The organism is Paraburkholderia sp. J7 (assembly GCF_905220155.1).
Classification (GTDB): domain Bacteria; phylum Pseudomonadota; class Gammaproteobacteria; order Burkholderiales; family Burkholderiaceae; genus Paraburkholderia.
In genome coordinates this window covers 87,626-109,415 of the sequence record NZ_CAJMYZ010000007.1, presented here as the reverse complement: position 1 = coordinate 109,415, position 21,790 = coordinate 87,626, and the positions used below count along the sequence as shown (strand labels likewise).

The following is a 21,790-nucleotide window of genomic DNA, read 5'->3' as shown; positions in this document are numbered from 1 at the left end:
AAACGACCGTCAGGCACCGTGTCCATGCTCAAGCATGCCAATCTCCCAAACTTGAAACGTGCAAGCGCCAGTCTCGCGCTCTGCACGCTGCTCCTCGGCTGTCACAGCAAGCAAGACGCGCAAACCGCGCCTGCTGCAACCGCCGCCAGCACTCCGGTACTTTCCATCCCGCTCCAGCGTAACGGGCACTGGGTCGTCAAGGCGCAAGGCAAGGACGATCAATCTTTGCCAGTGCTTCTCGATACCGGCGCAACCTTGAACGCGTTGCAGGAGCAAGGACCGCTGGCCGCAACGCCGATCACCCCGGAAGCCGAAGCCGCGCTCCTCAAGCAAGGGGCGCTGAACAGCCCGACCGGCGACGGAACGATGTCGATCGGAACGCTCAGTGATCCCAGGCAATTCAGGTTGGGCCTTTCCCCCGCGCTGCGCATCCAGAGCTGGTCCATGCCCGCGGGCACGCCGGCCCTCCTGGGAGATCTGGGCCGCATAGCATCGGCGGACGATGCACCCTTCAAGGGCATCATCGGAAGCGAAACCATGCGCAACCTGACGTGGCGCGCAGACTACGTCGATGGCCACCTCACGGCCTACAGCAATGAAGCCCCTGCCCACGAGTGGCAGCAATGCACGTTCATGACGCTGGATCCGCACCTGCGCACGCCGATCATCAGCCTCTCGCTCGACGGCGAGTCCAGGTTTTTCATCCTGGACACCGGCTACGACGCCGACGTGGCGATACCGGCAGACATGTTCGACGTCCTCGCGCAAGCGAAGCGGTTCCCCAACGTCAGCACGGCGCCCGGCATCGACGCGACGAATCGCGTCGTCAACAGCCGGCAGGGCCTGCTTGCCGGCCTCACCATCGGCCAGAAGACGTTGCCGAAGCTCGTGGTGAGCGACGCTTCGCAAGATCCGCGCATTGGGCTTGGCACGCTGGAAAAAATGGACCGCTTCGAACTGGATTTCCGCCGCAACCGGTTCTGCTTCGATCTTCCCGCCACGCCGCGCGACAGCGCGATTGAGCCTACAGGTTCCGTCCTGCTGCGCGCGGGCGAGCGCTATGAAATCGTCTCGCTCGCGCCGGACGGCAGGCTGGCCCGCAGCGGCGCCAAGGTCGGCGACCTGATCACTCAGGTGGGCCAGACATCCGTTGCGAAGCTGGACCTTGGCCACACGATCGAGCTGCTGTCCAACCCCGCTACCGACCAGGTGAGCGTTCAGCGCGACAATCGCACGCTGGTGATCAAGCTGATGAAGTCCAACTGACAAGCCATACCGTTGGCGGCGAAGCTCAGGCTGCGCCCGGCGGCGATCCAAGGTCCTCTGTACCGGGGCTTTCGCCTTCGCTGCGCGCCTGCGCGTCGCGCATCTTCTCGAGCGCCTTGGGCCCGAGTCCGAGCGACACGCCCAGCGCCAGCGCATCGAGCACCGCGAGATGCGCGATGCGCACCACGGCGGGCGCGTGTGCATCCGCCGCCGCGGGCACACGCAGCAAAAGCGGAATGTCCACCACCCACGCGAGGCGCGAGCCCGCGCTCGTGAGCGCGATAGTGGTCGCCCCACGCTCCTTCGCGATCTGGATGCTCTCGTTCACCTCCACGCTGCGCCCCGATTGCGAGATCGCGAACGCCACGTCGCCCGGTTCGAGCAGCGCCGCGTAAAGGCGCTGCAAATGCGCATCCGTGAACGCGCTCGCGGCGATGTCGAGCCGCAGCATGCGCAGCGCCGCGTCTTGCGCAACGAGCCCCGAACCCGCACCCACGCCGAAAAAGTACACGCGCCGCGCGCTCGCGAGCGCCGCCACCGCAGCCTCGAACACGGCTGTATCGAGCGAAGCGCGCGCATGCGTCACGCCCTGGACGACCGATTCCGTCACCTTGTCGAGCAAGGTGCCGACCTCGCCGGCCCACTGCGCGCCGCCCGCCTCGTCACCCGTCATCTCCGTGGCGAGCGCGAAGGGCACGTTGCCCGCCGCACTCTGCGCGAGCCGCATCTTGAAGTCGCGCAGGCCGTGCGCACCCACCGCGCGGCAAAAGCGCGTGACGGACGGCTCGGACACGTCCGCGCGCAACGCGAGCTCGGTGATGCTCGCGCGCATGGCGAAGTCGATGTCGGCAAGCACCATCTCCGCGACCTTGCGCTCGGCGGGACGCAGCGACTCCGCGACGTTGCGGATGTGATGGATCAGGTTGGAGACCGGCAAGCTGTTTTTCCCGTCAAAGGTACGAGGCGCCCGCTATCCGTGTTTCGATGCGTGCTTCCGCTTCAATCGAGCCGCTTGCCGCTTTCAGTATCGAACAGATGCAGGTGCGCCAAAGGCAAACCTAGCGTCATGCGCTGGCCCGGATTGACGTCCGGGCGCGCGCGCGTGGTGACGCACCATGTGGTGTCGCCTATTTTCCCGTACATGTGGGTCTCCGCGCCAGTCGGCTCGATCACGTCGACGGTGAACGGCACGTCGCCGCCCGCTTCGATGTGCTCGGGCCGCACGCCGAGCGTCACGCGCGCGCCCGCTTGCGCTTTGCCTTCCGGCAGCGGGATGCGCACGCCGTCTTCGAGCACGAGCGCCGTGCCGCGCGCGTCGCTCATCACCGTGCCTTGCGCGAAGTTCATCGAGGGCGAGCCGAGGAAGCTCGCCACGAACAGGTTGCCCGGCCTGTCGTAAAGGTCGAGCGGCCGGCCGATCTGTTCGATACGCCCGGAGTTCATCACGACGATGCGGTCGGCCATCGTCATCGCCTCGATCTGGTCGTGGGTGACGTAGATCACCGTGTTGCGCAGGCGCTGGTGCAACGCCTTGATCTCGGTGCGCATCTGCACGCGCAGCTTGGCGTCGAGGTTCGACAGCGGCTCGTCGAAGAGAAAGAGCGCAGGCTCGCGCACCACGGCGCGGCCCATGGCGACGCGCTGGCGCTGACCGCCCGAAAGCGCGCGCGGCAGCCGCTCCAGGTAGCTCGACAGGTTGAGCATCTTCGCGGCGGCCTCGATGCGCGGCTTGAACCCGTCCTCGCGCTCCTTGCGAATGCGCGGACCGAACGCGATGTTCTCGTACACCGAGAGATGCGGGTAGAGCGCGTAGCTCTGGAACACCATCGAGATGTTGCGCTGCTGCGGCGGCAGCGCATTCGCACGCGTGCCGCCGATGGTCAGGTCGCCGCCGGAGATGTCTTCGAGACCGGCGATCATGCGCATCACCGTGGTCTTGCCGCAACCCGAGGGGCCGACGAGCACAACGAATTCGCCGTCTTCGATGTCGAGATCGACGCCGTGCACGACCTGGGTGTCGCCATAGCGCTTGTAGATGCCGTTCAGTTGTACCGCTGCCATGCTGTCCTCGTTTGCGTGAAGTCTTTTCAGGTCTTACCAGGTCAAAGCGTCGCGTGCGCGCCTCAGAACGGGTCGAGCGTCAGCTCGTTCGCCATGAGCCGGTTACCGGCCATGAGGCCCGCGTCCACGGGCAGCGCCACGCCCGTGATGACGCGCGCTTGCGGCGAGGCGAGAAACTGCACGGCGTCGGCGATATCCTCGGGCGTGGCCACGTCGCCGAGCGGATACCATTTGCTTAGTTCTTCGAAGATCTTCGGATGCTGCTCGACACGCGCGCGCCACGCGGGCGTTTTCACCGTGCCGGGGCAGACGATGTTCGCGCGTATGCCGTGCGGCCCCAACTCCATCGCGAGCGCCTTCGTGTAGCTCACGAGGCCCGCCTTCGCCGCGCTGTACGCGGGGTGGCCGAGCGCCGAAAGGCCGTTGACCGAACCAATCAGCACGAGCGCGCCGCGCCGGCGTTCGATCATCGAGGCGCGCACGGCTTCGACCGTGTAGTAGGTCCCGTTCAGGTTCAGGTCGATGTCGCGCCGCCAGCTCGCGGCGTCGGTGTGCGCGAGCGTCGTGCCGAGCGCGCCACCCGCGTTCGCCACCGCCACGTCCACCGGGCCGCGCGCCGCCACGCCGCGCGCCACGGCTTGGGCCACGGCGGCCTGATCGCTCACGTCGGCGGCAAGCGGCTCGAGGCGCGCCGCGCCCGGTCCGGCGAATTCCGCCGCCAGTTGCTCCACGAGCGCCGCGTCGCGGTCGAGCGCGAGCACCGTGTCGCCCGCTTCCAGAAACCGTTTGCACAGCGCGCGGCCTATGCCGCCGCTCGCCCCCGTCACCAGCACCACCCGGCTCATGTCGACTCTCCATGAGGCCCGCCAGTCTTGCCGGCAAGCCTGAAAATTTCCTACATACGAATGGCGCGCGGTTGCCCATATACGGGTTTATACCAACCACACCGCGCTGCTGCGGCGCATGAATTTCCCCTGTTTTACAGCATGTTATGCAATTTCCGGCACCCGAAACAATATCGCGATTACCAGGTGACAACGCTTTTTTCATCCTGTAGGATTTTTTCAAACAACGCAACCCAGCAGCCGGGTCGAGGCGGCGGCATAAGCAGGAAAAACCACCAGCAACAACAACCCCGCATGGGATGGGACCAAGCGCTAAAGCGCCAACTCCCATCGATAAGGAGAGAGAGAATGTCGTTTCAGGCACGTGCAACCACCATGCTCGGCAAGCTCGCCGTCGCGCTAGCGTTCGCCGGCATCACCGCCGCGGCGCACGCCGACACGGTCCGCGTGACCGTCGCCCACTACAGCGACGCCACCGCCCCGTACTTCGAGAAAATGGCCAAGCAGTTCGAGGCCGCCAACCCCGGCATCACGATCAAGATCGAAGACGTGAACTGGGACTCGCTGCAACAGAAGCTGCAAACGGACATCTCCGGCGGCGCCAACGCCGACCTTGCGATCATCGGCACGCGCTGGCTGCTCGACTTCGTGAAGGACGACATCGCCGAGCCGCTCGACCCGTACATGGACGCGAACTTCAAGGGCCGCTTCATCGGTCCGTTCCTCGCTCCGGGTCAGATCAACGGCAAGACCTACGGCCTGCCGATCGCCGCTTCGGCGCGCGCGCTGTATTACAACAAGGACATGCTGGCTTCGGTTGGCTATCCGGACGGCCCGAAGACCTGGAACGACGTGGTCGACGCCTCGAAGAAGCTCAAGGCGAAGGGGATTGCGGGCTTCGGTCTGCAGGGCAAGGAAATCGAAACCGACGTGTACTACTACTACGCACTGTGGACTCACGGCGGCGAAGTGGTGGGCAAGGACGGCAAGGCGGCGTTCAACTCGCCCGCTGGCGTGAAGGCCGCGACGCTCTACAAGACCATGATCGACGAAGGTCTTACGCAGCCGGGCGTGACGGGCTACAGCCGTGAAGACGTGCAGAACCTCTTCAAGCAGGGCCGCGTGGCAATGATGATCTCGGCGCCGTTCCTCGCCAAGCAGCTGAAGAAGGAAGCCCCGAACATCAAGTACGGCATCGACCCGATCCCGGTTGCAACGACGCCGGCCACCTATGCGGTGACCGACTCGATCATGATGTTCAAGAACTCCAAGGTTAAGCAGAGCGCCTGGAAGTTCCTGGACTTCCTGTTCACGAAGGAGCCGCGCGTGCAGTTCACGAGCACGGAAGGCTTCCTGCCGACCACCAAGGCTGAAGCGACCGACCCGGTCTTCCAGGATCCCGACACGAAGGCCTTTATCGCACTGCTGCCGCATGCGAAGTTCGCGCCGACCGTGACGGGCTGGGAAGACACCGCGAAGGCCGTGACCAACGCCATGCAGTCGGTGTACCTCGGCAAGGCCAAGCCTGCCGATGCGCTGAACCAGGCAGCCACCGAAGCGAACAAGTCGCTCGGCAAGTAAGTCTGGCAAACCAGCCTGCAAGCAAGCCTTAACGGCAAAACCGGCGCGCGCCCGAAGTTCCCGGCGCGCGCCGGAACGCCTGAGAACCGACGTTTCGAAGCACTGACGATTCGACATGACTACGGGTCCCCTGAAGCCCTCGCCCGCCACAGCAGCGGCTGGCGATGCCCCCGACCGATCACGCGCACGAAATCGCATGAGCCGACAACCCCGCGCCGTTTCCGCGCCCCGCGCGCCTTGGCTCCTGATCGTGCCGAGTCTCGTGCTCGCGCTCTTCATCATCAGCTATCCGATCTTCAACATCGTGTATCAGTCGCTGCACGATGTATCGCGCTTCGGACAGATCCGCGGCTTCAGCGGCCTGCAGAACTTCTATAACGTGTTCGGCGATCCGGTGTTCATGAGTGCCCTCAGGAACACGCTGATCTGGACATTCTTCGTCGTGGTGGGCACGGTGGGGATTTCCGTGCCGGTCGCGCTCGTGCTCAACCAGGACTTCTACGGCCGCGGCATTGCGCGCACGATCGTCATGCTGCCGTGGTCCGTGTCGCTCACGATGACGGCCGTGGTCTGGCGCTGGGCGTTCAACGACGACTACGGCATGGTCAACGTCACGCTGCAGCGGCTCGGGCTCGTTTCCGGGCCGATCCACTGGCTCGCGACGCCCGAATATGCATTCCCGGTCGAGATCTGCGTGGGCATACTCGTGTCGATACCGTTCACGACCACGATCCTGCTGGGCGGCCTTTCCTCGGTGCCGGGCGATATTTACGAAGCCGCGCGCATCGACGGCGCGAGTGCCTGGCAGCAGTTCCGCCAGCTCACGCTGCCGCTGCTCAAGCCGTTCATCAACATGGCGATCCTGCTGAACGTGATCTACGTGTTCAACTCGTTCCCGATCATCTGGGTCATGACGCAAGGCGGCCCCGACGACAGCACGCACATCCTCGTCACCTACCTTTACGAACTCGGCTTCCGGTTAGGACGACCAGGCGAAGCCGCCGCCGTCTCGCTCATCATGCTCGTGATCCTGTTCGCGTTCTCGGTGGTCTACCTGCGCCTGCAGGCCAAACGCGGCGGCGCCGAAGGAGACCTCGCATGAACCGCAAGCTCAAACGCTCGATCTGGTGCTGGCTCGCGCTCTCGCCGCTCGTCGTGGCCGTGCTGTTTCCGTTCGCGGTGATGTTCTTCACTTCGTTCAAGCCGGCCTCGGAAGTGTTCGTGTATCCGGCGCGCTGGCTGCCCATGCAGTGGCGCTGGCAGAACTATGTCGACATGTGGCAGGCCGCGAACTTCGGCGTCGCGCTGCGCAACAGCATTGTGGTGAGCTGTCTTTCCACAGCGCTCGCGCTCGCTGTGAGCCTGCCGGCCGCCTACGCGCTCGCACGCTTCCCGTTCCGCGGGCGCGGCCTTTACCGCCAGTTCCTGCTCGTCACGCAGATGCTCTCGCCCATCTTGCTCGTGGTCGGCCTGTTCCGGCTCGCTGCGATGATTCCCTATGGCGACGGCAATCTCGTCGACTCGAAGATCGGCGTGATCGTCTCGTACGCCGCATTCAACATTGCGTTTGCCGTGTGGATGCTCTCGTCGTATTTCCAGACCGTGCCGCGCGATCTGGAAGAATCGGCATGGCTCGAAGGCTGCAGCCGTACGGGCGCCGTGTTCCGCGTGTTCCTGCCGCTCGCGGTGCCGGCCGTGGTGGTCACGGCGATCTTCACGTTCATCAGCGCGTGGAACGAATTCGCCGTGGTCTATACGCTGATCCGCTCGCCCGAGAACAAGACGCTCACGGTGCAGGTCACCGATATGGTGGCCGGCAAATACACCGTGGAATGGCAGCTCGTCATGGCAGCGACGCTCGCGGCGACGCTGCCGGTTTCGGTTGTGTTCGCGTGGCTGCAGCGCTACATGGTGAAGGGGCTCGCGCTTGGCGCGGTGAAGTAATTGGACTGCGAATTACTTCGCGAGATAGTCGTACACGACTTCACCGAGACCCAGGGTCAAGTCCGCGACCAGATGACGGGCTTCGATGATTTCGAGTACGGGCAGTTCCGCGACGGGCGCGAGCGCGTGCGGCGTGAGATGGAGCGCGGCAGGCCCTGTCCATGCGCCTTTGAGCTTGATGTCCTTCAAGTAGTAGCGCACGAGTTCGCAAACGCGCGGCGAACCGTCCACATGCGGCACGATCTTGAGCAGATAGTTGGGCGCGGCAAGGCGCTTTGCCTGCTCGGCCAGGTCGAGTTCGCGGTGCTTGTAGCCCATCGTGCTGGTGGCGACACGAACGGGACCGTAGTCGAGTGTGCCGACCAGCGTGTCGGAGTGCACTGCAAGCGTGGGCGAAGCCAGCTTCTTCGGAAAACCCCAAAGCTCCCGGCCGCCGGCAATGGGCGGATGGTCATCGAGGTACATCGCATGAGTATAGGTGCCCGGCTGGCCCTGATACCTGACGGGGATAACCTGGCCACTTTCCGTGTAGTTGCCAAAACCGGTCGAGTCGGGCATGCGGATGAATTCGTAGCTAACGATCGGGTCGGTGACCTCGAGCGGCTCGGGCACGACCTTACGCAGACGTTCGAGGTCGGTGCGATAGGTGATGATCAGGAACTCCCGGTCCACAAACTTGTACGGGCCTATCGGATACGCCGGGCTGGTGATCGGCATTGCGAAAGCCTTGGATCTTACGTCTTGCATGAGTATCCTTTGTGAGCTGGCGTCGAAGTGACGGGTTGAAACGAGACGCACATAGACTAGCCAAATCTATTGAACAAATAGCCACCTGATTAAACAGAAATCTGTCAGTGCGCGCGAAACCATTAATCAGAAAAATATTTTAAATTCGCAAAGAAAAATGCGGTTTGATGACGATTAAGGATCGTCAAATAAGCACACCCGTTCTTCGACAGGAAGCTTCATGGCGCTGCGCACCGCAGGCGCGTCCCACGCCCGTGTCATGCCGGATGCAGGCCCTCTGGTCACCAGCCAGATCGGCGGAGTCCAGCAATTTGTCGTGCTTGATATTGGCCAGGCACAGCCATTTCACAACGGGATTGGGTTAATTCAGAACGACTGCAAATTTCAATTCATCTTCATTCAGATAACTCAAATTCTTATTTCATCGGCTAGACGAAAAACTCCCGTTTGCATTTTTCGCAATTTGAATTGCGTGGAATTTCGATCGATTAATTGAATCACCTGTCTCGCTGCAGACAGACGCGCGGCGCCCCCCCGCACGCACGTGGGGGCGCAACATCTCGACATGCGCGAGACTTCGCCTACTTGCTCAGTTCATGTCCGATCACGCCGCCGGCCACGGCGCCGCCAACGGTACCGACCGCGCTGCCGTTGGTGGCCCGGTTGCCGACATAGCCGCCCGCGGCGGCGCCGCCCAGCGTGCAGGCTCCCGTGCCAGCCGCAGTGAACACGACGGTAATGACGAGTGAGGCGCGCGCGGCGCTTAAGCGACGTAGCCAGTTCATCGTCGATTCTCCTGATCGATGGTTGTGGCTTACATGCCAGCAAGCATCGTGCCGCGGCGGCTTTCAGCCGTGGTGCAGATGCAGCAGGATCAGCGTGAGCGTAACGAGCGAGCCGAGCGTGGAATGCAAAATGGTGCGCGAAGTCACGTGCGCCTCGCGGCGGTAGTACTCGGCGAGCATGAACGGGCCGGTACCGGTGGGCAGCGCCGCGAGCAGCACCGCGATTTCCACGAGCTGGTCGGACAGCCCGAATACGCGCTCTGCCAGCCACCAGGTGATAAGCGGCTGCGCGACCAGCTTGGAGACCGTGAGCCACCACGACGACTCGCGCGGCGCGTCGCCACTCGCACGGCGCTCGGCGAGAAAGAGCCCGAGGCTCACGAGCGCGCACGGACTCGCCGCGCCGCCTAGCAGCTTGAGGAACGTTTCCGCGCTCGCAGGCAGCGTGACGTGCGCGGCGGAAACGACCGCCCCCAGTGCCGGCGCAACCAGCAGCGGATTGCGCAGGAGCGAGCGCACGACCTTGATGGCGAGCCGGTGCGGACGCCGCTCGCTTTGCAGGCCCGTTTCGATCAGCACGATCGCGATGGCAAACAGCACGCAGACCACGAGGATCGTCGCGATGGTCGTGGGCGTGAGGCTCGACCGCCCGAATGCGATCATGCACAGCGGGAAGCCCACGTAGCCGGTATTCGGATACGCGGCGGCGAGCCCATCGATGCTCGCATCCGCGAGCGGTCGGCCGAGGAACACGCGCACGCCCACGACGGCCGCGAACACCGCGAGCCCGGCAAGACCGAACGCCGCAACGAATGCAGGCTGATACAGCTCATGCCACGTTGCGTGCGCAAGGATATCGAAGAGCAACGCGGGCAGCGCGAGCCACACGACGAAGCGATTCAACTCGGATGCCGCGGCGGGGCCGAGTACATTCGTGCGACGGCAGGCGAAGCCCGCGAATATGAGGCCGAAAACGGGCAGGAGAATGGAAACGGCAGAAAGCATCGGGATTCGTGAATGCAAAGCGCGCGGACGTGCCGCGCGCCAGGGTGAAACGAAAGACAAACGGTTGCGCTAGTCCATCGCCGCGTGACTCGTATCGACGGTGGCGGCGCTCGGGCCCGTGCGGATCAGAAAGAGCAGTGGAATGACGAGCAGCGTGGCCACGAACATCATCTTGAAGTCGTTCAGGTACGCGATCATCTGGGCCTGCTGCGTGATCGACTGGTTGAGCACGGCGAGATCGTACCGCGAACCGCTTTCGAGCATCTGTTGAACCGCCGGATTGAACGGCGTGATGTTCGCGGCGAGGTCCGAATGCGCGATCTGCGTGCCGCGCGTGACAAAGGTCTGCACGATCGAAATGCCGATACTGCTACCGATATTGCGCATGAGGCTATACGTGGCCGTGCCGTCCGCGCGCAGTTGCGGCGTAAGCGTCGAGAAAGTCAGCGCGGAAAGCGGCACAAACACGAAGCCGAGGCCAAACCCCTGCACCACGCCGGGCCACACGATATCCGAAGGCGACAGCACGAGCGTGTACTGCATCATCTGCCACAGCGCGTAAGCGGACACCACGAAGCCAAACAGCAGCATGACGCGCGCGTCCACGCGCTTCAGCATGCGCCCCGCTATCAGCATGGCAACCATCGTGCCCGCGCCGCTTGGCGCGGTAACGAGCCCCGTGGTGGCGACCGGATAGCCCATGAGGTTCTGCAGCATGGGCGGCAGCAGCGCGCGCGTGGCGTAGAGCACCGCGCCAATCACGAAAATGAAGAGCGTGCCCGTCGCGAAGTTGCGGTCCTTGAGCAGCTGGTAGCGAAAGAAAGTGCCGGGCCCTGACGTTGCCGTATGCACGATGAAGAACGCGAAGGCAATCGCCGCCACCAGCGCTTCGACGCGGATCTCCAGCGAGCCAAACCAGTCGAGCTGCTCGCCGCGGTCGAGCAAGGCCTGCAGTGCGCCGATGGCGAGCGCGAGCGTGGCGAAGCCGAACACGTCGAAGCGCTGCGTGCGGCCCGGCGTACGCGCGGGCATGAAGGTCGAGACGCCGAAGAACGCGAACAGGCCCACAGGCACGTTAATGAAGAACACCCAGCGCCAGTTGTAGCTATCCGTGAGCCAGCCGCCCAGCGTGGGCCCCAGCACAGGTCCAACCATCACGCCCATGCCCCAGACCGCCATGGCCTGGCCCTGGCGCTCGCGCGGGTTGATGTCGAGAAGAATGGACTGCGAGAGCGGCACGAGCGACGCGCCGAACACGCCCTGCAAGAGCCGCGAAGCAACGATCTCCCCGAGCGTTTCGGACAGCCCGCATAGCGCCGAGGCCACGGTGAAACCCGCAATCGCCACGCCTAGCAGGCGCTTTACGCCGAAGCGATCGGCGAGCCACCCCGTGAGCGGCGTGGCAATGGCCGCCGCGACGATGTACGACGTGAGCACCCAGGTGATCTCGTCCTGCGAGGCGGACAGTGTGCCCTGCATATGCGGCAGCGCGACATTGGCGATCGTGCTGTCCAGTGTCTGCATGAGCGTGGCGAGCATGATCGAGAGCGTGATCATGCCGCGATTGAGCGGGGCTTCCTTGCGCGGCTCCGCCCGATGCTGCGCGGCGGAACCGTCCTGCATGACTGCGGTCATCGTGCGGTTGTCTTGCGGCTGTCTTAGATTGGGGGCGGAGCGCGTCGAATTAATAAGCCTGCTTATTATACGACTCGCACCTGTGGACGCAATCGGTATCGACAGCCGGAGGACGCTCGCGCGAAGGCGCAAGCCACACGCCCGTATAATCGCGCGATGACTACCGACCTCGAAAGGCGCTTTGGCTTCCTGGTCGTCGACGTGGGCCGGCTCTACGGCAAACGTTACGACGAGCTTGCGAAGTCATCGCTCGAACTCACGCGCGCGCAGTGCCGCATGATCGCGTACCTGGCGCACTACGGCGACATGAACCAGGCACGTCTTGCCGAGCTGCTGGAAGTGGCGCCCATATCCGCGGGGCGGCTGCTGGAGCGCATGGAAGAAGGCGGCTGGGTCGAGCGCACGCCCAACCCGGACGACCGCCGCGAATTGCTGGTGAGCCTCACGCCCAAGGCGGAAGGCGTGCTCACGGGCGCACGCCGCGTGGGCGACGAGGTGCAGGCGGAAGCCCTGGCGGGCTTCACGCCTGAAGAAGCTGAGCAGTTCAGTGCGATGCTGCAGCGAGTGCGCGCCAACCTCGGCGCGCTGGTGGAGCGGTAACGCGCGTTAGTGCAGCCGCACGAGCGTGGACTTGAGTTCCGTGTACTTTTCGAGCGCGTGCAATGACTTGTCGCGGCCGTTGCCCGACTCCTTGAAGCCGCCGAACGGGAAGTTCATGTCGCCGCCTTCGTCGTAGCAGTTCACCCACACGGTGCCGGCACGCAGGCGGCGCGAAATTTCATGCGCGTGCGTGAGGTTCGCGGTCCACACGGCCGCCGCGAGCCCGTAGTCGCTGTCGTTGGCAATACGCACCGCCTCGTCGATCGTGCTGAACGTGATGACCGAGAGCACCGGTCCGAAAATTTCCTCGCGCGCGATCTTCGTGTCGTGGTGCGTGTCGAACACCGTGGGCTGCACGTAGAAGCCGCCGCCCTCCGCATTCACGCGTTCACCGCCTGTCAGCAGCTTCGAATCCTTGCGGCCGGCCTCGATATAGCTCAGCACCCGATCCAGCTGAATCTTGTCGATGATCGCGCCCATCGACACTTGCGGATCGAGAGGATTGCCAGGCTTGTATGCTTTCGCGGCCTCGACAAGTTTCGCGAGGAACACGTCCTTGATTTCGTGATGAACGAGCAGGCGCGAGCCCGCCGTGCACATCTCGCCCATGTTGTAGAAAATGGCGCCTGCCGCTGCGTTTGCGGCACGGTCGAGATCCGGGCAATCGTGCAGCACGATATTGGGCGACTTGCCGCCCAGTTCGAGCCACACGCGCTTGAGGTTCGACTGCCCTGCGTACTGCATGATCTGCTTGCCCACGTTCGTCGATCCGGTGAACGCAATGCAGTCCACGTCGCGATGCAGGCCGAGCAGCTTCCCAGGCTCCCCGCCGCCCGGCAGCACGTTGAACACGCCCGCAGGAATGCCCGCCTCGTGCGCAAGCTGCGCCACGCGAATGGCCGTGAGCGGCGACTTCTCCGAAGGCTTGAGGACGACGCTATTGCCCGCGGCGAGCGCAGGGCCGAACTTCCACGAAGCCATCAGGATCGGGAAATTCCACGGCACGACCGCGGCTACCACGCCGATGGGTTCGCGCGTGACGAGGCCCACGAGATGATGATCGGCGGGCACGACTTCGCCGCCGACCTTGTCGATGGCTTCAGCGAACCATTCCACGCAGTAGGCGGCACCCGGCACGTCTACGGTGGTCGTGTCGCCAATCGGCTTGCCTGCATCGAGCGTTTCGAGCAATGCCAGTTCGTCGAGATGTTCGCGCATGAGCGCAGCCCAGCGCAGCAATACGGCCTTGCGCGCACGCGGATTCAGGCCTGCCCATACACCTTCGTCGAACGCGCGGCGCGCGGCGCCTACCGCGGCGTCGACATCGGCTGCGCCGCAATCGGCGACGCTTGCGAGCACCCGGCCGTCGATCGGGCTCACACAGTCGAACGTGCGGCCCGAATACGCGTCACGGTACGTGCCGTCGATGAATGCACGGCCTTCGATCGATAGCGTCGCGGCCTTGTCCTGCCAATAAGCGAGAGTTTTCTTTTCCATCAGGATGCCTCAATGATTTGCGATCCACCTTGCGCGCCGCACCGCGGCGCGAGGTGAAACGGGTTCGCGCGATCAGGGAGTCAGAAGGTGGGCGGCGAATTGGCCGACACCACTTCGCAGACTTCGTTCGCGCTGGGATTGCGAAACCGGTGCGGGAAGCGGCTTTCGAAGTAGTAGCTGTCTCCGGGGTCGAGCAGCCAGGTCGTGCCTTCCACGGTCAGCTCGAGCTGCCCGGCGACCACCACGCCGCCTTCGTGCCCCGCATGCACCAGCATTTCGGGGCCAGTGTCGGCCAGCGGCTGATAGACCTCGCGCATGATGCCCATGTTGCGGTCCTTCATGCTCGCGCCGGCCAGATAGAACTCGATCGACTCGTTGCCGAGGTTCGGCATTTCGCCGCGCCGCGACACGACTTCTGTCCCCTCGCTCAGATCAAATGTGAAGAATTCGGCAAGGCTCATCGGAATGCATTCGAGCAGCTTCTTGAGCGAACCGACGGACGGGCTGACGCGACTTTGCTCGATCAGCGAGATCGCGCCATTGGTCACACCCGCACGCTTGGCGAGTTCGCGCTGCGACAAACCATAGCGTTTGCGAACGTAGCGCAGACGCGTGGCGACTTCGGATGAAACAGAGGCAGACTCGGACACGATGAAGGACCGTTAGCAGGGCGTGCAGGTGACGCGGTGGACGTGTTGAATATTCTAATCAGTTTGCTTTATTTTGCGTCAGTACAAACCCCTGTAAGTTATTCGAAATATAAGGACAGGGGCCAATATTTCGCACAGCGTGCTATTTCTCGAGGCCCTCGGGGAAAGTGCTGACATCAAAAACTTGAAAAAATAATTGACGCCCTTTTTGGCTCGTATATGCTGAACCACAGGTCGAACACTGCATCGTTTCTGCCGCGTTGCAACGCAAAAAACCGCGTTTTATGCGAGAAACATAGCGAGTCGGCTGAGTTTGGAAAGCAATACATCGAAGTCGCTCAATGTTTAAAGCTTCGCTCAAATTGACAACCTCGAATGCTTGGACCAAACGTCTTTTTCAACGCAACCAGTCGAGTGTTATTGTGAGAGTCCGTGGCCCTCTGGTGAGGTGGGATCGTAGTCATGCGAGGTGTCTTCGCAGTGACTGCACCGCCATCGCCGACGGCAGTAGCGGCAGGCTTGCCTCTCGCCTGTTCCTGTCCGTCTTCACGATCCTTTCCCGCCGCTCTGTGCGGCGTCACAACTCGGTCTCCGCACGCGCCTTCATTGCCGTCCACACGGACGAAGTCGCGTCGCTCCTGCCCTAGCGCCTCTCGTTGCTGCGCTGTTCGTTTTCTTCGCCGTCGTTGGGTCGCGAGGTGTTTCGTCGCGCCTGCACGATGTAGCTGTGCACGCCTGAACACAGTCGCGCCTCACAACGGCAAGAAGCGAACCGCCTACATGATCTCCACGCGCAGCGCCATACGTTAGCGTCGCTCGCGCGGAGCACACAGGGTTTGTAGTTTTGCGTCCCGCAAGGCTGCAAGGTCATGTCACGCCCGTCGCATTCATATTTGCCGCACGGGCAAGCAAGCGAATCATTAGTCATGCGAACCAGACCATTAGTTGGCGTCACCGCCGACCGCACGATGATGGGAGCGCACGCATCACACGTTGCCGGCGAGAAGTACATCGCCGCAGCGGTGGATGGCGCAGGCGCGCTCGCCTTCGTGCTGCCCGCCCTTGGCGAGCGGCAGGCTGCGTCCGACATTCTCGAAGCCGTGGATGGACTGCTTTTTACTGGCAGCTATTCGAACGTCGAGCCGCATCGTTATGGCGGCCCGGCGAGCGAAGCCGGCACGCTGCACGACCCGGCTCGCGACTCCACCACGCTGCCGCTCATGCGCGCCGCGATCGAGGCGGGCGTGCCGGTGCTCGCCATCTGCCGCGGCTTCCAGGAGATGAACGTGGTGTTCGGCGGCACGCTGCATCAGCAGGTGCATAACGTTGCACGCTACGACGACCATCGCGAGAACAAGGACGATCCGCTCGACACGCAATACGGTCCGGCGCACGCGTTGAAGCTCGTGGAAGGCGGTCTGCTGCAACGGCTCGCGGGCGGCGCACGCGAAGCACGCGTGAATTCACTGCACGGCCAGGGCATCGAGCGGCTGGGTGCGGGCCTCGTGGCCGAGGCATTCGCACCCGACGGCCTGATCGAAGCCGTGAGCGTGGCGAACGCGCACAGTTTCGCGCTTGGCGTGCAATGGCACCCCGAGTGGAAACACGCCGACGACGCGCTCTCCACCGCCATCTTCCACGCGTTCGGCGAGGCCTGCCGCAACCACATGCTGGCCCGAATACCGGGCGGGGCCGGACACGACGTGGCGCACGCGCCACGCGCCGCCCACGCCTGATGCCGGCCCTTACAGAACAGAGAGAAAGATCATGCATGAAATCGACGAATTCCTGAAAAAGCACCACATCACCGAAATCGAAGCGATCATCCCCGACATGGCGGGCATTGCGCGCGGCAAGATCATCCCGCGCAGCAAGTTCGAATCGGGTGAATCGATGCGCTTGCCGCAAGCCGTGATGATCCAGACCGTGACGGGCGACTACCCCGAAGACGGCAGCCTCACCGGCGTCACCGATCCCGACATGGTGTGCGTGCCCGATCCCTCGACGATCCGCATCATTCCGTGGGCCATCGATCCCACCGCACAGGTGATCCACGACTGCGTGCACTTCGACGGCTCGCCCGTTGAAATCTCGCCGCGCCGCGTGCTGCGCCGCGTGCTCGAACTCTACGAGGCAAAGGGCTGGAAGCCCGTCATTGCGCCGGAACTCGAGTTCTATCTCGTCGACATGAACAAGGACCCGGACATTCCGCTCACGCCGCCGATCGGCCGCACGGGCCGTCCGGAAACGGGCCGCCAGGCGTATTCGATCGAAGCGGTGAACGAGTTCGATCCGCTCTTCGAAGACATCTACGAGTACTGCGATATTCAGGGCCTCGAAGTCGATACGCTCATTCACGAAGTGGGCGCGGCGCAGATGGAGATCAACTTCCTGCACGGCGATCCGCTCAACCTCGCCGACCGCGTGTTCCTCTTCAAGCGCACGGTGCGTGAAGCGGCACTGCGCCACCACATGTACGCCACCTTCATGGCGAAGCCCATGGAGAACGAGCCGGGCTCGGCCATGCACATCCACCAGAGCCTCGTCTCGGCGGAAAGCGGCCAGAACCTCTTCACGGGCTCGGACGGCAAACCGACGGACATGTTCTACGCGTATATCGCCGGACAGCAAAAGTACACGCCTGCGCTCATGCCGATCTTCGCGCCGTACATCAACTCGTATCGCCGCCTGTCGCGTTTCATGGCCGCACCGATCAACGTGGCGTGGGGCTACGACAACCGCACCGTTGGCTTTCGCGTGCCGTACTCGTCGCCGGCTGCACGCCGGGTGGAAAACCGCATCCCGGGCGTGGACACCAATCCGTACCTCGCGATCGCCGCGACGCTCGCGGCCGGCTATCTGGGCATGACGCAGCACCTCAAGCCCACGGAACCGCTCGTGAGCGACGGCTATTCGCTGCCCTACCAGTTGCCGCGCAATCTGGAAGAAGGCCTCACGTTGATGAGCGCGAGCGAACCGCTCATGGGCATCCTGGGCGAGAAGTTCGTGCGCGCCTACCTCGCGCTGAAAGAAACCGAATACGAAGCGTATTTCCGCGTGATCAGTTCGTGGGAACGCAAGCACCTGCTGCTGCACGTGTAAACGAAAGGAGACACAGCAATGAACTATCGAATCGACGCCCCCGCCAGCGCGCTGCAGGAAGCGCCGACGACGCTGCGCGCCCAGGCCGCACGCACGACGCGCTCGACGAGCGAATACCGCGCGCTGGACGCTGCGCACCACATTCACCCGTTTTCGGACATGGGCTCGCTGAACAAGGCGGGCAGCCGTGTGATCGTGAAGGCGAAAGGCGTGTACCTGTGGGACTCGGAAGGCAACCAGATCATCGACGGCATGGCCGGGCTCTGGTGCGTGAACGTGGGCTATGGCCGCAAGGAACTGGCCGACGCCGCCTACGAGCAGATGCAGGAACTGCCGTTCTACAACACGTTCTTCAAGACCACGCACCCGCCGGTCATTGAACTGTCGGCGCTGCTCGCGCAGCTTTCGCCCGAGCCGTTCAACCACTTCTTCTATTGCAACAGCGGCTCCGAAGGCAACGACACGGTGCTGCGCATCGTGCATCAGTACTGGCTCACGCAAGGCAAGCCTTCGAAGAAAGTCGTCATCTCGCGAAAGAACGCGTATCACGGTTCGACGATCGCGGGCGGCACGCTGGGCGGCATGGGCTACATGCACGAGCAGATGCCTTCGAAGGTCGAGAACATCGTGCATATCGACCAGCCGTACTTCTATGGCGAAGCGCAAGGCAACATGTCGCCCGAGGAGTTCGGTCTCGCGCGTGCACAACAGCTCGAAGCGAAGATTCTCGAAGTGGGCGCGGAGAACGTGGCCGCCTTTATCGGCGAGCCGTTCCAGGGCGCAGGCGGCGTGATCTTCCCGCCCTCAACCTACTGGCCGGAAATTCAGCGCATTTGCCGCAAGTACGACGTCCTGCTCTGCGCCGACGAAGTGATCGGCGGCTTTGGCCGCACCGGTGAGTGGTTCGCGCATCAGCACTTCGGCTTCGAGCCGGATCTCATCACGATGGCCAAGGGCCTCACGAGCGGGTATGTGCCGATGGGCGCCGTGGGCATTCACGACCGCGTGGCCAAAGCGCTCATCGAGAACGGCGATTTCAATCACGGCCTCACGTACTCGGGGCATCCCGTCGCCGCCGCGGTGGCCGTTGCGAACCTCAAGCTGCTGCGCGACGAAGGCATCGTGACGCGCGTGAAGAACGACACGGGTCCGTACTTCCAGCAGCGCCTGCGCGAGACCTTCGGCAATCATCCGATCATCGGCGACATCTCGGGTGCGGGCCTCGTAGCGGGTCTGCAACTCGCGGAAGATCCGAAGGCGCGCAAGCGTTTTGCGAATGGCGGCGACGTGGGCACGCTCTGCCGCGACTTCTGCTTCAACGGCAACCTCATCATGCGCGCCACGGGCGATCGCATGCTGCTCTCGCCGCCGCTCGTCGTCACGCGGGCAGAGATCGATGAAATCGTGTCGAAGGCCAAGAAGGCCATCGACGCAACTGCGCAACAACTGGGTCTTTCTTAACGCGACTTGTCCAAGGCGGGCGGCGCAACGGGGTGCTGGGCCTCCCGCCAATTTTCATCTTCAGGGGAAAGCAACATGAGTGTTAGTCATCTTCGTCATGCGGTCGCGCTTGCGGCCCTCGCAGCGTGTGCAGGCCTCACGGCCATGTCGAGCCAGACCGCGCACGCGGCCGACGGCGATTTGAACGTCTACAACTGGTCCGACTACATTGCGAAGGACACGATCCCGAACTTCGAAAAAGAAGCGGGCATCAAGGTCAAGTACGACAACTACGACAGCGACGACACGCTGCAGGCCAAGCTGCTCGCCGGCAGCTCGGGCTATGACATCGTTGTGCCCACCTCGAATTACATGGCCAAGCAGATTCAGGCCGGCGTGTACCAGAAGCTCGACAAGTCGAAGATCCCCAACCTCGCGAACCTCGATCCCGTGCTCATGCACATGATCGCCGACGCCGATCCGGGCAATCAGTACGGCGTGCCCTGGGCGTTCGGCACCGACGGCATCGGCTACAACAAGCAGGCGGTGGAAAAGGCGCTCGGCACGAGCGCGCCCGTGGATAGCTGGGCGCTCGTGCTCGACCCGCAGAATCTCTCGAAGCTCAAGGGCTGCGGCGTATCGTTCCTCGACCAGGCCGTCGACGTCTTCGCCGCGACGCTGCAATACATGCACAAGGACCCCAACAGCACGAACCCCGCCGACTACCAGGCCGCGTTCGAAGTGCTGAAGAAAGTCCGCCCGTATATCACCCAGTTCAATTCGTCGGGCTATATCAACGACCTCGTGAACAACGATATCTGCGTTGCCGTGGCATGGTCGGGCGACGTTGGCATTGCGCACCGCCGCGCCGAGGAAGCCAAGCGCTCGTATGACGTCAAGTTCTCAAACGTGAAGGAAGGCGGCCTGCTGTGGTTCGACGTGATGGTCATCCCGAAGGACGCCCCGCACCCCGAGAACGCGATGAAGTGGATCAACTACATCTCGGACCCGAAGGTCAACGCGCAGATCACAAACGAAGTGTTCTACCCCACCGCGAACAAGGCCGCGCGCCAGTTCGTCACCCCGGCAGTGGCGCAGGACGCGACGGTGTACCCGCCGGAAGACGTGCTCAAGAAGATGACGCTGATGAAGCCGATGCCGGCTGACATCCTGCGCCTCGAAAACCGCCTGTGGGCCCAGCTGAAAACGGGCCACTGAGACCCTGATCACTCCCTGAAGGAAACAAGAAGGAGACAACGCGGAAGAGGGATCGCTCGACCCCTCTCCGCCTGAAGTGCGCAATTCCGAAGTCCGGCCGCGCAGCGCCGCCCCCCCTTTTTTGACGACGCGCGCGAGCCATTCCCGAGCTCCGTTCGCAGTACTAATCGCGAGTCGCCCCGTGCGCCCCGTGCGGGCCGCCTCGCGCCTGAAAAACGTGTACTGCGATCAGATAGGAACCCAGATCAGATCATGAATTCGACGTCTAAAGTCAACGCCCCAGAAGCTCTGCGCGCCAACGCGAACCCGGCAAAGAACGACGCGTTCGTGCGTATCGAGAACGTCGTCAAGAAGTTCGGTGACAGCACCGCCGTGGACAACGTGAGCCTGAACATCGCCAAGAACGAGCTTTTTGCGCTGCTCGGCAGCTCCGGCTGCGGCAAGTCCACCCTGCTGCGCATGCTCGCGGGCCTCGAAACGGCCACGTCGGGCCGCATCTACGTCGACGGCGAAGACCTCGCGTCGCTGCCCCCGTATCGCCGCCCCGTCAACATGATGTTCCAGTCGTATGCGCTCTTTCCGCACATGAGCGTGGAGTCGAACGTCGCGTTCGGCCTCAAGCAGGAAGGCGTGCCGAAGAACGAGATTCGCGAGCGCGTGGCCGACGCCCTCAACCTCGTGCAGATGGGCCGCTACGCGAAGCGCAAACCGCATCAGCTTTCCGGCGGCCAGCAGCAACGCGTGGCGCTTGCACGCTCGCTCGTGAAGCGCCCCAAGCTCCTGCTGCTCGACGAACCGATGTCGGCGCTCGACAAGAAGATCCGCCAGAAGACCCAGCTCGAACTCGTGAACATCATCGAGAAAGTCGATGTCACCTGTGTGATGGTCACGCACGATCAGGAAGAGGCCATGACCATGGCCAACCGCCTCGCCGTGATGAGCGAAGGCCGCATCGTGCAGATCGGCTCGCCGAGCGAAGTCTACGAATTCCCCAACAGCCGCTTCTCGGCCGAATTCATCGGCTCGACCAACCTGTTCGAAGGCAAGGTCGTCGAGGACGAGCCCGATCACATCTTCGTGGAAAGCGAAGACCTCGAAACGCGCATGTACGTGAGCCACGGCGTGACCGGGCCGCTCGGCATGCCCGTTGGCATTTCGGTGCGCCCGGAGCGTGTGCGCGTGACGCGCGAAAGGCCCGGCACGCAGCACAACTGGGCGCGTGGCGTGGTCACGGACGTGGCCTACATGGGCAGCTATTCGCTCTATCACGTGCGTCTGCCAGGCGGCAAGGTCGTCGTCTCGAACCTCTCGAGCTCGCACCTCATGAATGAGGGCGCGCCCGCCTGGAATGACGATGTTTATGTGTCCTGGTCGCCGGCCAGCGGCGTCGTGCTCACGCAGTAAGGAGGCCCGA

At 63.2% G+C, this 21,790-nt stretch carries 21 protein-coding genes; 12 read left to right on the top strand and 9 right to left on the bottom strand.

What is annotated here, in order from left to right; genetic code table 11:
- Positions 1 to 24: 24 nt before the first annotated feature.
- Complete coding sequence (locus U5A58_RS13700; protein ID WP_321961810.1) at positions 25 to 1,266, top strand: hypothetical protein; 1,242 nt, start codon at positions 25 to 27, stop codon at positions 1,264 to 1,266.
- Positions 1,267 to 1,291: 25 nt separating this feature from the next.
- Here the strand turns inward: U5A58_RS13700 and U5A58_RS13695 are convergent, their stop codons facing one another.
- The 3 genes from U5A58_RS13695 to U5A58_RS13685 form a co-directional block, all read right to left on the bottom strand.
- Positions 1,292 to 2,203, bottom strand: a complete 912-nt coding sequence (locus U5A58_RS13695; protein WP_321961809.1) for a MurR/RpiR family transcriptional regulator — start codon at positions 2,201 to 2,203, stop codon at positions 1,292 to 1,294.
- A gap of 62 nt (positions 2,204 to 2,265) precedes the next feature.
- Positions 2,266 to 3,327, bottom strand: coding sequence for a sn-glycerol-3-phosphate ABC transporter ATP-binding protein UgpC (locus U5A58_RS13690; protein ID WP_321961808.1), 1,062 nt, complete (start codon positions 3,325 to 3,327; stop codon positions 2,266 to 2,268).
- Positions 3,328 to 3,389: 62 nt separating this feature from the next.
- Positions 3,390 to 4,172, bottom strand: coding sequence for an SDR family oxidoreductase (locus U5A58_RS13685; protein ID WP_321961807.1), 783 nt, complete (start codon positions 4,170 to 4,172; stop codon positions 3,390 to 3,392).
- Between the two features lie 348 nt (positions 4,173 to 4,520).
- Here U5A58_RS13685 and U5A58_RS13680 point away from each other — a divergent pair, with 348 nt between their 5' ends.
- From U5A58_RS13680 to U5A58_RS13670, 3 genes are all read left to right on the top strand, one after another.
- A complete protein-coding gene (locus U5A58_RS13680) occupies positions 4,521 to 5,753 on the top strand; it encodes a sugar ABC transporter substrate-binding protein (RefSeq protein ID WP_321911626.1) in 1,233 nt (410 codons plus the stop codon).
- Between the two features lie 196 nt (positions 5,754 to 5,949).
- A complete protein-coding gene (locus U5A58_RS13675; RefSeq protein ID WP_321961806.1) occupies positions 5,950 to 6,855 on the top strand; it encodes a sugar ABC transporter permease in 906 nt (301 codons plus the stop codon).
- Positions 6,852 to 7,697 carry a carbohydrate ABC transporter permease gene (locus tag U5A58_RS13670; protein ID WP_091995905.1) on the top strand — a complete coding sequence of 282 codons (846 nt, stop codon included), beginning with the start codon at positions 6,852 to 6,854 and terminating at the stop codon, positions 7,695 to 7,697. Before U5A58_RS13675 ends, U5A58_RS13670 begins: the two co-directional genes overlap by 4 nt.
- 12 nt (positions 7,698 to 7,709) lie before the next feature.
- Here U5A58_RS13670 and U5A58_RS13665 read toward each other — a convergent pair whose 3' ends face one another.
- Positions 7,710 to 8,444, bottom strand: a complete 735-nt coding sequence (locus U5A58_RS13665; protein ID WP_321961805.1) for an acetoacetate decarboxylase — start codon at positions 8,442 to 8,444, stop codon at positions 7,710 to 7,712.
- Between the two features lie 220 nt (positions 8,445 to 8,664).
- Between U5A58_RS13665 and U5A58_RS13660 the strand changes: the two genes are divergently transcribed.
- Positions 8,665 to 8,940 (top strand): hypothetical protein, encoded by a 276-nt coding sequence (locus tag U5A58_RS13660; protein ID WP_321961804.1) that lies wholly within the window; start codon positions 8,665 to 8,667, stop codon positions 8,938 to 8,940.
- A gap of 85 nt (positions 8,941 to 9,025) precedes the next feature.
- On the opposite strand, the gene U5A58_RS13655 is transcribed toward U5A58_RS13660, so the two are convergent.
- From U5A58_RS13655 to U5A58_RS13645, 3 genes are all read right to left on the bottom strand, one after another.
- Positions 9,026 to 9,229, bottom strand: coding sequence for a glycine zipper 2TM domain-containing protein (locus U5A58_RS13655; RefSeq protein WP_321961803.1), 204 nt, complete (start codon positions 9,227 to 9,229; stop codon positions 9,026 to 9,028).
- Positions 9,230 to 9,292: 63 nt separating this feature from the next.
- The gene (locus U5A58_RS13650; RefSeq protein WP_321961802.1) at positions 9,293 to 10,234 is read right to left on the bottom strand and encodes an AEC family transporter; all 942 of its coding nucleotides are present in this window, start codon (positions 10,232 to 10,234) and stop codon (positions 9,293 to 9,295) included.
- A gap of 69 nt (positions 10,235 to 10,303) precedes the next feature.
- Positions 10,304 to 11,791 carry a DHA2 family efflux MFS transporter permease subunit gene (locus U5A58_RS13645; RefSeq protein WP_321961938.1) on the bottom strand — a complete coding sequence of 496 codons (1,488 nt, stop codon included), beginning with the start codon at positions 11,789 to 11,791 and terminating at the stop codon, positions 10,304 to 10,306.
- A gap of 234 nt (positions 11,792 to 12,025) precedes the next feature.
- Here U5A58_RS13645 and U5A58_RS13640 point away from each other — a divergent pair, with 234 nt between their 5' ends.
- The gene (locus U5A58_RS13640; RefSeq protein WP_321911636.1) at positions 12,026 to 12,469 is read left to right on the top strand and encodes a MarR family transcriptional regulator; all 444 of its coding nucleotides are present in this window, start codon (positions 12,026 to 12,028) and stop codon (positions 12,467 to 12,469) included.
- Between the two features lie 6 nt (positions 12,470 to 12,475).
- Here U5A58_RS13640 and U5A58_RS13635 read toward each other — a convergent pair whose 3' ends face one another.
- Both U5A58_RS13635 and U5A58_RS13630 read right to left on the bottom strand, forming a co-directional pair.
- The gene (locus U5A58_RS13635; RefSeq protein WP_321961801.1) at positions 12,476 to 13,966 is read right to left on the bottom strand and encodes an aldehyde dehydrogenase; all 1,491 of its coding nucleotides are present in this window, start codon (positions 13,964 to 13,966) and stop codon (positions 12,476 to 12,478) included.
- An 80-nt stretch (positions 13,967 to 14,046) separates the two neighbouring features.
- Positions 14,047 to 14,616 (bottom strand): cupin domain-containing protein, encoded by a 570-nt coding sequence (locus tag U5A58_RS13630; RefSeq protein WP_321911638.1) that lies wholly within the window; start codon positions 14,614 to 14,616, stop codon positions 14,047 to 14,049.
- Positions 14,617 to 15,038: 422 nt separating this feature from the next.
- Between U5A58_RS13630 and U5A58_RS13625 the strand changes: the two genes are divergently transcribed.
- The 6 genes from U5A58_RS13625 to U5A58_RS13600 all read left to right on the top strand — a co-directional run bounded on the left by U5A58_RS13625 (position 15,039) and on the right by U5A58_RS13600 (position 21,780).
- Positions 15,039 to 15,263 (top strand): hypothetical protein, encoded by a 225-nt coding sequence (locus U5A58_RS13625; protein WP_236596917.1) that lies wholly within the window; start codon positions 15,039 to 15,041, stop codon positions 15,261 to 15,263.
- Between the two features lie 279 nt (positions 15,264 to 15,542).
- Positions 15,543 to 16,352: a gamma-glutamyl-gamma-aminobutyrate hydrolase family protein gene (locus U5A58_RS13620; protein WP_321961800.1), complete on the top strand. Its 810-nt coding sequence runs from the start codon at positions 15,543 to 15,545 to the stop codon at positions 16,350 to 16,352.
- 31 nt (positions 16,353 to 16,383) lie between these two features.
- Positions 16,384 to 17,718: a glutamine synthetase family protein gene (locus tag U5A58_RS13615; protein WP_158760837.1), complete on the top strand. Its 1,335-nt coding sequence runs from the start codon at positions 16,384 to 16,386 to the stop codon at positions 17,716 to 17,718.
- 18 nt (positions 17,719 to 17,736) lie between these two features.
- Entirely contained in the window at positions 17,737 to 19,179 is a 1,443-nt protein-coding gene (locus tag U5A58_RS13610; RefSeq protein ID WP_321961799.1) for an aspartate aminotransferase family protein, read from the top strand.
- 75 nt (positions 19,180 to 19,254) lie between these two features.
- A complete protein-coding gene (locus U5A58_RS13605; RefSeq protein WP_321961798.1) occupies positions 19,255 to 20,376 on the top strand; it encodes a polyamine ABC transporter substrate-binding protein in 1,122 nt (373 codons plus the stop codon).
- Between the two features lie 252 nt (positions 20,377 to 20,628).
- Positions 20,629 to 21,780 carry an ABC transporter ATP-binding protein gene (locus U5A58_RS13600; RefSeq protein WP_321911645.1) on the top strand — a complete coding sequence of 384 codons (1,152 nt, stop codon included), beginning with the start codon at positions 20,629 to 20,631 and terminating at the stop codon, positions 21,778 to 21,780.
- Positions 21,781 to 21,790: the final 10 nt, after the last annotated feature.